The sequence below is a fragment of the Desulfobulbus sp. genome (assembly GCF_030824455.1).
Lineage (GTDB): Bacteria > Desulfobacterota > Desulfobulbia > Desulfobulbales > Desulfobulbaceae > Desulfobulbus.
The window spans coordinates 1-9,610 of the sequence record NZ_JAVBXR010000111.1 but is presented as its reverse complement, the minus strand read 5'-3'; the positions used below and the strand labels follow the sequence as shown (position 1 = coordinate 9,610).

At 59.9% G+C, this 9,610-nt stretch carries 6 protein-coding genes and 1 tRNA gene; 1 reads left to right on the top strand and 6 read right to left on the bottom strand.

What is annotated here, in order from left to right; translation table 11 throughout:
- The 5 genes from iorA to rnc form a co-directional block, all read right to left on the bottom strand.
- The coding region (iorA, locus tag RCH93_RS14360; protein ID WP_306549104.1) for an indolepyruvate ferredoxin oxidoreductase subunit alpha at positions 1-1,808 on the bottom strand (1,808 nt) is incomplete at its 3' end.
- Between the two features lie 218 nt (positions 1,809-2,026).
- Positions 2,027-3,745, bottom strand: coding sequence for a DUF3352 domain-containing protein (locus RCH93_RS14355; protein ID WP_306549103.1), 1,719 nt, complete (start codon positions 3,743-3,745; stop codon positions 2,027-2,029).
- 61 nt (positions 3,746-3,806) lie between these two features.
- Entirely contained in the window at positions 3,807-5,798 is a 1,992-nt protein-coding gene (gene abc-f / locus RCH93_RS14350) for a ribosomal protection-like ABC-F family protein (protein WP_306549102.1), read from the bottom strand.
- Between the two features lie 154 nt (positions 5,799-5,952).
- Positions 5,953-6,972: an elongator complex protein 3 gene (locus RCH93_RS14345; RefSeq protein ID WP_306549101.1), complete on the bottom strand. Its 1,020-nt coding sequence runs from the start codon at positions 6,970-6,972 to the stop codon at positions 5,953-5,955.
- 87 nt (positions 6,973-7,059) lie between these two features.
- Positions 7,060-7,791: a ribonuclease III gene (gene rnc, locus RCH93_RS14340; protein WP_306549100.1), complete on the bottom strand. Its 732-nt coding sequence runs from the start codon at positions 7,789-7,791 to the stop codon at positions 7,060-7,062.
- 56 nt (positions 7,792-7,847) lie between these two features.
- On the opposite strand from rnc, the gene RCH93_RS14335 reads away from it, so the two are divergent.
- Positions 7,848-7,922, top strand: a tRNA-Cys gene (locus tag RCH93_RS14335).
- Between the two features lie 161 nt (positions 7,923-8,083).
- Here RCH93_RS14335 and RCH93_RS14330 read toward each other — a convergent pair.
- Entirely contained in the window at positions 8,084-8,797 is a 714-nt protein-coding gene (locus tag RCH93_RS14330) for a choice-of-anchor N protein (protein ID WP_306549099.1), read from the bottom strand.
- Positions 8,798-9,610: the final 813 nt, after the last annotated feature.

The following is a 9,610-nucleotide window of genomic DNA, read 5'->3' as shown; positions in this document are numbered from 1 at the left end:
TTTGCCTCCTTTCTGGTGATCGCTTCAAATTTGCACACGCAGGCGCACTGGCCGCAACCGTTGCACTGCACCTCGGCGATCTGGGCAAATCCTTTTTGTTTTTCGCGATAGCCGCGCGCCACAGCCGTCTCCGGAGTCAGCGGCGTCCAACTGATGGCCGGACAACCCATCTGCACGCACAGGGAACAGCCGGTGCAATTGGCCAGATTGGTGAAATAGACCGGTTTCTTGCGTTTGACCTCTTCAGGCAGGAGCACGCAGGGGGCGCGGCTGATGATCACCGAGGGTTCAGGGGCCGCGATCTCCTCTTTGAGCACTTTGCGGGTGGCCTCGACGTCGTGCGGGTTGACCACGGTCACCCGTTTCACGCCCAGGGCGCGACAGAGCTGCTCCAGATCCAGGGCCGGGGCCGACTCGCCGCGGATGTTGCGCCCGGAGGCCGGGTTTTCCTGGTGGCCGGTCATGGCCGTGGTGCGGTTGTCGAGGATGATCACCGAGGCGTAGGAGTTGTTGTAGACCGCGTTCAACAGGCCGGTCATGCCCGAGTGCATGAAGGTGGAATCGCCGAGCACGGCCACCACCTTGCCCTCGCCCTGCTTGCCCAGCGCCTTGGAGATGCCGTGGGCCATGGTGATTGAGGCGCCCATGCAGACGCAGGCGTCCATGGCGGAGAGCGGCGGCAGAAAGCCCAGGGTGTAGCAGCCGATGTCGCCGGACACAAAGACGTCTTTCATCTTGGAGAGCCCGTAGAACAGCCCGCGGTGCGGACAGCCGGCGCACATGTTCGGCGGCCGCATCGGCAGTTCCAGCGGCGCGAACAGCTCGCCGATCGACTCGGGCTCAATCGCCTTGCGAACGATGAACGAGTTGAGCTCGCCCTGATTGGGGATCAGATCCTTGCCGCGACAGGCAATGCCCATGGCCTTGAGATGGGTTTCGATGAAGGGGTCGAGTTCCTCGACCACGATCAGCTCGTCCACCGTGGCGGCGAATTCGCGAATCATCCGCTCCGGCAACGGCCAGACCATGCCCAGTTTGAGCACCGGGGCGGTGGGAAAGGCCTCTTTCACATAATTATAGGGCACGCCGGAGGTGATGAAACCGCGCTTGCCGGTTCCGGGTTCAATCCGGTTCTCCGGCAGGGTCTCGGCCAGCTCGCGGGCGGCCTCCATCCGTTTTTCCACGGCCAGGCGCCGCACCCGGGCGTTGCCCGGCAGCATGACCATCTTAGCCGGCGACTTCTCCATCACCGGTTCGGGAAGCTCCAGGCGCTGGCCCTTCTCGACCACGCCCTTGACGTGGGCGATGCGGGTGGTGATGCGCACGATCACCGGCGTGTCCAGCTGCTCGCTCAACGCATAGGCGCGGGGCAGCATCTCTTTGGCTTCGGCGGGATCGGAGGGTTCCAGCAGCGGCAGCTTGGCGGCAAAGGCGTAGTTGCGGTTGTCCTGCTCGTTCTGCGAGCTGTGCATCTGGGGGTCGTCGGCGTTGATGATCACCAGGCCGCCGCGCACGCCGGTGTAGGCGGCGGTGAACAGAGGATCGGCGGCCACGTTGAGCCCGACGTGTTTCATGGTTGCCAGGGCGCGTGCGCCGGCAAAAGAGGCGCCGATGGCCACCTCAAGTCCCACCTTTTCGTTGGGGGCCCATTCGGTGTAGACGCCCTCGTAGCGGGACAGATTGCCCATGATCTCGGTCGACGGCGTGCCCGGATACCCCGAGGCCACGCGAACGCCCGCTTCCCAGGCGCCCAGGGCTATTGCCTCGTTGCCGGAAAGCCACAACTTTGTTTCCTTGTCAAACGCCACGTCATTCCTCCTTTTTCGCGCCCCTTGGGGCTGGTCGAAATGCTGTTTCAGGATGCACTCCCGGACAAACGGACCCAAGCCGACGACTTCTGGCAGTTGCCGTCGCCAACCCGCGTCACCCGTTTTTCAGGGTGCATCCTTACCTTGAATAGAGCCGGTTAGGCAAGTGCTTTTTCCCGCTGTTTCCGCTTGTTCCCCCCTGCGCGACCGACCGGCGTTTACTTGCCGGCGGCCGGAGACGGCAGGGGTTGCCCCTTTCTCACCGTCATGGTCCATTCGGCCTGTTCTTTGTTCAGGCTCGAGGTCGCGGCGATCAGCTCGGTTGACTGCAGCAGCTGCACCAGTTCGCGGTTGAGCCGGGAGATCGAGATGTTCTTGGTGGTGGCGAGAATGCCGGCTAGCCAGTCGATCATATCCCCGGTCTGGCGGGACATGCGCTGCGGATAGACGACAAAGGCCCCAAAGTTGGCCTTGCCCACCCGTTCGGCAAGCTCGGAACCGAGATTTTGCGCCACAGGCTGGGCCAATGCGTCCGGCGCGGCCTTGGACTCCAGCACATCCTTGACCGCCTGCTTGCTGGTGGCCAGATAGAGCATGGAATCGGTGAGCGCCACCGTCGGCTGGGCCGCCTCGTCGGGCAGCACCGGCCAGGAGTACAGGGTCTGCCCTGCAGCCTGCGTCTGTTCCTCGGTGGCCATGCCGGTCTCGGCAATTTTTCGCCGCAGCGCGTTGAGCACGGTTTCGGCGATCTTGCGGTCGCGAACGCCGACAAAAAAGGTCAGCTTCGGCGCCGGAAAGAGCGCGGTGCGGACAATGTCGTCGAGCACTCCGCCGTATTGGGGGCCAAAGGCCCGACCCAACTCTTCCAGGGAAACGCCGAGATTCTGGCGCACAGCGCCGTCAATCTGCTGGTATTCCTCTTTTTTAGTGGTCATCGCCTTGACGATCATTTCCGGCCGCAGCGAAGAGGCCCAGTTGTAGGCCAGGGTCTTCTCCTGCAGCAGGCGCAGCGACTGGTTGGAGGCCGCCGCCGAGTCAACCGCGCTTTTCACCATCTCATGCAGCTGCTCGTAGCGGTAGGCGGAACGGGCCCGGCTCTCCATGCCCTGCTCCGTGCCGTACGAGAAGGAATACATCGCGTCCACGCCTTGGAGCATTTCGCCGCTCTGCTTGATCTCGACATTGGTCGAGGTTTTGAGCAGCTCGGCCATCCGGCCGACGTTGAGATACATTCGCGAATAGGTGGTCTCCTGGGGCGCGGGCTGCCAGTAACTCAGCGCCTCTTTGAACCCAGGGGCCTTGTCCAGCGCATTCTCGCCCTTACCGGCGGCCACGCACAGCTTGATCGCGGCCGGGGCGTAGGCCAAGAACACGGTCTTGCCTTCGGCGTAGCCGTAGATCACCTGGTTCGGCTCCACCGTGACCTTGGTCAGTTCCAGCCCGTCCACGGTTTCGCGGCTGACGTTGGCGTTTTTGAGCAACCGGCTGAACAGGTCCAGGGCGCCGGCGGCCGAAGTCTGGGCCACCACCACCAAAGAGGCGCGCAGGGTTTCAACCGGATTGGCGGCAAGCGCCTTCTGATCCGGGGGCAGCAGCGCCACAGTGGCGTCGTCGCCGAACACCGTGCGGAAGGCCTGGTTGGTCATCACGCCGGCAATGGAATCGTAGATGCGGTCATACTCGGTCAAATCCTTGGCCTCGGCCCCCATCTCCTGCATCACAGCGTGGACGGTGTCCTTGGCAAGAAAGCGGCCCAGGGCGCTGGCGGCAAATCCGTCGGTGAGGGTGTTGACGTGGGTCAGGTTGACCGTGCCCACCACATCCTGGGGCAGGCAGCGGGCATACTGGCCGCCTGCGGTTTTTTTCTGCATCAAAAAGTACAACCCGGCGCCGAAAACGACGACCAGGCAGAGGACAATGCCCACAGTTTTTTTCATAATTTTTTCTCCGATTAAGGGTGGCGCTCAGCCAACCCGGTCAAAGGGCCTTGCGGCCCGGTTATTCTTCCGTGCCCGCCACTTCGCGTTCAATAGCCTCGATGGCCTGCTGGGCCTCTTCCCATTTCTGGTAGGCCCGTTCCAGATGGCGCTGCACCTGGCCGTATTCCTTGCTGGCCCCGCTCCAGCGTTCCTGATCGCCGTACAGGTCGGGATCAGCCATCATGGCCTCCAGTTCCACCTTGCGGGCTTCGTATTGCTCGATGTCCCGCTCGGCCTCCTCGTTCTTTTTCTTCCAAGGGCCGAGTTTTTTATTCAACATCTGGCGATCCTGGGCCCGCTGCTTGCGCTGCGTCTTTTTGTCAACGCTCTGCCCGTCGTCAACGGTCTCAAGCCGGCGCGCCGCCTCGCCGCGGGACGCCTGCACGTCGGCTGCGGATTGGGCGTCGGCCTTGCGCCGCCATTCGAGGTAATCCTCGATGTTGCCTTCATGGATGGTGGCCTTGCCGTTTCTGATCTCCAGCACCTTGTTGACAAAGGAGTTGACGAAGAAACGGTTGTGCGAAACCACGATGATCGTGCCCTCGTACTGAGCCATGGCCTCCTGGAGGATCTCCTGGGAACTCATGTCCAGATGGTTGGTGGGCTCGTCCAGCAGCATCAGGTTAGCCGGCCGCACCAGCATCTTGGCCAGAGCCACCCGCGATTTCTCCCCACCCGACAGCACCCGCACCTGCTTCTCCACCTCGTCGCCGGTGAACAGAAAGGCGCCCAGCAGCGAACGGACCTGGGTGATGGTCATGTCGACCGCGGTATGATAGACGGTGTCCAGGATGCTCAGTTCGCCGGGCAGTTCCTGGGCCTGATGCTGGCCAAAATAGGAAAGGATGACGTTGTGCCCCGGCTTGATCGAACCCTCGGCCGGCACAAGCCCGGCCATGACCTTGAGCAGGGTGGTCTTGCCGGCGCCGTTGACCCCGACCACCGCCAGCTTGTCGCCGCGCTGCAGAGAAAAGCTGACCCCGTCGAACACCGTCTTGCCGTGGTATTCCTTGCGCACGTCGTGGAGGGTGAACACGTCGCGGCCCGAGGGCGCCGCCGGCGGAAAATTGAAATGGATGGCGCGGTCGGTCTCGGAGAGTTCGATCCGCTCCAGCTTGTCCAGCTGTTTGACCCGGCTCTGCACCTGACGGGCCTTGGTCGACTTGGAACGGAAGCGGGTAATGAAGCGCTCCGACTGGCGGATCATGGACTGCTGGTTGTCGTAGGCGGCGCGCTCCAATTCCATCCGCTGCGCCTTTTCCACCAGATAGTGGGAGTAGTTGCCGCGAAAGATCGAAAGCTTGCCCAGGCTCAGTTCCCAGGTGATCGAGGTCACCCGGTCGAGAAAGGAACGGTCGTGGGAAATGATGATCATCGAGCCCTGGTACTGCAGCAGAAACTCCTCCAGCCAGGTAAGCGAATCAAGATCCAGATGGTTGGTCGGTTCGTCGAGCAGCAGCAGCGAAGGCCGCTTCAACAGCAGTTTGGCCAGCAGCAGGCGCATGATCCAGCCGCCGGAGAAGCTGGCCACCTCGCGGTCCAGATCGGCGGCGGAAAAACCCAGGCCAAACAGGACCCGTTCGATCTGCGGCCGGATGCGAAACACGTCGCTGCCGTCCAGGGCATGCTGGAGATCGCCCTGGCGGGCCAGCAACGCGTCGATTTCCGGGCTGTCTGGGTCAAGGAGGGCCAGCTCTTCGCTGACCCGGTCGAGTTCTTCCTGCTGCGCCAGCACCGAATCAAATGCCGATTCCGCCTCGGCAAACAGCGTGCGGCTGCCCAGCTCGATGCTGACCTCCTGGGGCAGGTAGGCCACTGAAAACCAAGCGGCGCGACTGACGATGCCGGGATCGACCTCGTGCTGACCGCACATGATCTTCAACAGAGTGGACTTGCCGGCGCCGTTGACTCCGGCCAGGCCGACCCGGTCGCCGGTGTGAATCTGCGCCGAAGCGTTGCGAAAAATATGTTTGTTGCCGTATTGCAGGCTGAGATCGTTAATACTGAGCATGAATTGGGGAGGGTGCTTGGGGGATTGGTCTGGAGGTGGTTAGACTGTCAGCTTACGGCGTTTCACCGCATTTTCACGCTGTCGCGCAACCGTTGGCCGTAACGCCGCTTCGTTTTTCTTTTTTTTGCAACCTAACAGACTCCAGACAAAAAGCCTACAGACTATCCGCCTGCACAACCTTCAGGGTGTGCCGTGGCTGCTGGGGATCGGTGCGCAGGGAAAAGCGATCCAGCAGGCCCAAGTGCCGCAATCGCTTGATATTGGCGGAACCAAGGCCGCGAAAAATCGACTGATCGCGCTCGGCGATCACCAGAACAACCGGGGCCGATTTCGAGACGCCGGCAAGCAAGCGCCGGGTCTGGCGCAGCATCAGCCGCGCCTGAACCATTTCGCCAAAGGCCGGGTGATAGGGACCTGCGGCCAGGGACTGCTCCAACTCGCGCGTGGGCTGCAGGCCCATCCGTACCACCCTGATCCCCTGATCGTCAAACCGTTTTTTCATGGAGGCGGCCAGCACCACCGCCCGACCAAGACTGAGCGGACGGTATCCCCCCCGGTGGTACAAGGTCTCCAGACCGCTGCCCCGCAGAACCAACACCGGATAGAGGCGGACAAACTCGGGCCGCAGCCGAATGACCGCCTCCGCCGTGTTGCGCAGGCTGCGGAAGCGATCACCGGGCAGGCCGAGCATCAGCTGAATGCCCAGGCGGAGGTTGCGTTCTTTGATCAGCCGGACGGCCTGCTCCACGTCCGCCTGGCTGTGGCCGCGACCGGCTTGCTGCAGAACGGAGTCGTCGCACGACTGAACACCCAGCTCGATAATCGTCGCGCCATGGCGGCACAGCAGATCGAGCCGCGCACGATCAATGTAATCGGGCCGGGTGGAAAGCCGGATCTCCTGCACCACGCCCTGATCGCGGAAGGGCTGCACCGCCGCCAGCAGTTCGGTCTGCCGCTCGGCGGGCAGGCCAGAGAAACTGCCGCCGTAAAAGGCCACCTGCGCCTGCCCCCGGTTCTCCGGCTTGCTCCGGGCCAGCCAGGCGCGGATGGTTGCGCCGACCTCAGCGCCGTTCACCGGCGGCGAGGACTGGCCGCTGATGCTGTGCTGATTGCAGAAAACACAGCAGTGCGGGCAGCCCTCGTGGGGAATAAAGATGGGAATGATCAGCGACATGCGCGGGTATGGCTCAGTGCAATTTTGCCGGCAACCGGTTTCATTTTAAAGCATTCCCATACAGCGCAGGGAACGCGGGCAACGAGGTCAGCCTTCAGGTTGCCGCAGGTGTTCCAAGGCTGCCCTAGCCGCCTGCTGCTCGGCCTCCTTCTTGCTCGAGGCCTTGCCGCTGCCCAGTTCTTCCCCCTGAAAACTGACGGTGATCGAGAAGAGACGGGCGTGGGCCGGCCCCTCTTCATCCACCAGCGCATATTCCGGCCCCTCGTTGAACCGCTCCTGCAGCAACTCCTGCAGGGAGCTTTTGGCGTCGGCGCTGACCAGTTGCTCCTGGTGCTCGTCGATGTGGGGCTCGAAGAAACGGCGGACAAAGGTCAGGGCCTCGTCATATCCGCCGTCGAGAAACAGCGCCCCCACCAGGGCCTCGTAGGCGCAGGAAAGGATCGAAGACTTGTCGCGGCCGTGCGAGGCGTTCTCGCCCTTGCCCAACAACAGGTGCTGGCCCAGTTCGATCTCCCGGGCCCGGTCCGCCAGCCCATACTCGTTCACCAGGGCGGAGCGGATGCGGGTCAGCTTGCCTTCGCGCATCTCCGGAAAGCGGGTGAACAGGATGTAGCCAACGGTGAGATCGAGCACCGCATCGCCAAGAAATTCCTGGGTTTCGTTGTGCCGTCCGTCGTCGAGACGTTCAAAGGCAAAAGAGCTGTGGATGAGAGAGAGTTGCAGCAGGCGCAGGTCGCGGAACCGATAACCGATCCGTTCCTGCAACTCGTGCAACCCTTCCTCGTTGTCCTGAATCAGGTTCGCGAGGGTGGTTCCCATGGGCTGGATTTCTCCTTGTCAAAAATAAAATCTATGGTATAAGTGCCGCACATTAAGGCGACGTAGCCAAGTGGTAAGGCAATGGTCTGCAAAACCATTATTCAGCGGTTCAAATCCGCTCGTCGCCTCCAGAAAATACAAGCGGTCACAGAGAACACTCTGTGACCGCTTTTTTTATGACTGCTGGCGCAAGTATGTACCTGATGCCGGCAACGAGGTCAAGAGAGGCAATAAAAAAAGGCAGAGCCGTTTGGCCCTGCCTTTTTCATTTCCGCTTTTCAGGAATTATTCTTTACTGCACTTTCCGCCGGGCAATGCCAGCCAGCCCAATCAAACCGGCGCCAAAGAGCAACATAGTGGCGGGTTCGGGTACAGCTGTGCCGGGATCGCTCTGTGCATCATGTGAGAAAGGAGCAAACGCATTCACTTCCCAAGTGTCTTTCCTTTCATTGTACACGGTGTTGTACAAGTCAAAATGAAGCGCATAACCGGCCAACAACCCGGTCGTGTCGATGTCGAACATTTTATAGTACATTGTTCCTGGGCTCGATGAATCATCTTCAACGTTGTACGCTGCAACAGTGTCCGTTGCAGTAAATGTAAAACTCATCTCCATAAAATACGTTGCAAAAATGCCATGCGGAGCCAAGTCTGCGGAGTCCACAGGAGGAGTTCCATACACAAGGTCAGAAAAACTATAACTTGTGCCATCAACGGAAAAGCTCCCTATCGAACTGACGTCGCCTTCATCCTGTCGTGGCGCGACAGCGATGGAGAGATAATAAGTGTCAGTTAAACTTGTCGTTTTTCCAACAGCACTCTCCTGCATATAGGCGTACAAATCAAACGCATCGGCTGTTGCATAGGTGGTGTCGTCGCCACCTCCCACATAGACGCCGGGAATGATGTCCAACTGCAAGCTAGGCAGGGCCAAGGCGTGACTCGAGAAGCCAAGCAACAACGCCATTTCCAAAAAAATTACGGATGAAAAAATCTTCGCTTTCATAGTGCCCCCTTTGTTTCAAAGTTGATATTTTTCGGAGAGATACCGACAACGTTCAACCCTTGCCCTTATGAAGCAAAAATCGATCCGGAGCTGGGCCGGAAAAATGTTTAACATAACACATTGTTTTTTTTCAAAATTTAACAAATCTTCAGAAAAATCTTCCCGCTGCAATTGAAAAAATACGCAACGACGGAAAAATCCGCCTGAAAAACCGGAAACGACAATTTTTTAATCAGAAAAAACGAACAGTTGTTTGAATCGGTGACTCATGAGGCCGGATGGTCTTGCGAGGGTTCGCTGGACATCTTTTCCCTCTGCGCAGCACGCCATATTTTGCTTGCCAGCCGGACGCCTGACTGGCCGCCACGAAACGTCCCCATGCGGCGCGTGGGAACCAGAGAACAAGAGATGGCCGGCAACCGCAGCACTGATGCAGCTTGCGGAATCCGGGATTTGAGGTGAGGTGTTCCCGGATTCCGTTGCACTCCATCCAGGCTAGGGGTTGAGGCGCGTGACGTTCCGACGAGCACAGCGAGGAGAAATATCGCGAAGGCAACTTTCGCAATGGCCCGATATTTCACACTTTGCTCGAGAGGACGCCCCTTCGCCGACGAAGTTTTGCGCTGTGCACCAGGCTTTGCTTGATTGAGCAATGGAATAATTCCATTGCAATTTCAACAGTGAAGCACGCCGCTTTGTCATATAAAGGCAAGAGTCGAAAAATTAGATAAGCTGGGGTGAGGAGAAGAGACGAAGTGTCAAAGGCATATAGCCTCTCGAAATGCGAAAATCTCTTCTCACCCTGGCGCCTTT

Excerpts from the sequence above, each read along its gene's own strand:
- RCH93_RS14330 (WP_306549099.1), bottom strand. The coding sequence starts at position 8,797 with ATGAAAGCGAAGATTTTTTCATCCGTAATTTTTTTGGAAATGGCGTTG.
- RCH93_RS14345 (WP_306549101.1), bottom strand. The coding sequence starts at position 6,972 with ATGTCGCTGATCATTCCCATCTTTATTCCCCACGAGGGCTGCCCGCAC.
- abc-f (WP_306549102.1), bottom strand. The coding sequence starts at position 5,798 with ATGCTCAGTATTAACGATCTCAGCCTGCAATACGGCAACAAACATATT.
- RCH93_RS14355 (WP_306549103.1), bottom strand. The coding sequence starts at position 3,745 with ATGAAAAAAACTGTGGGCATTGTCCTCTGCCTGGTCGTCGTTTTCGGC.
- rnc (WP_306549100.1), bottom strand. The coding sequence starts at position 7,791 with ATGGGAACCACCCTCGCGAACCTGATTCAGGACAACGAGGAAGGGTTG.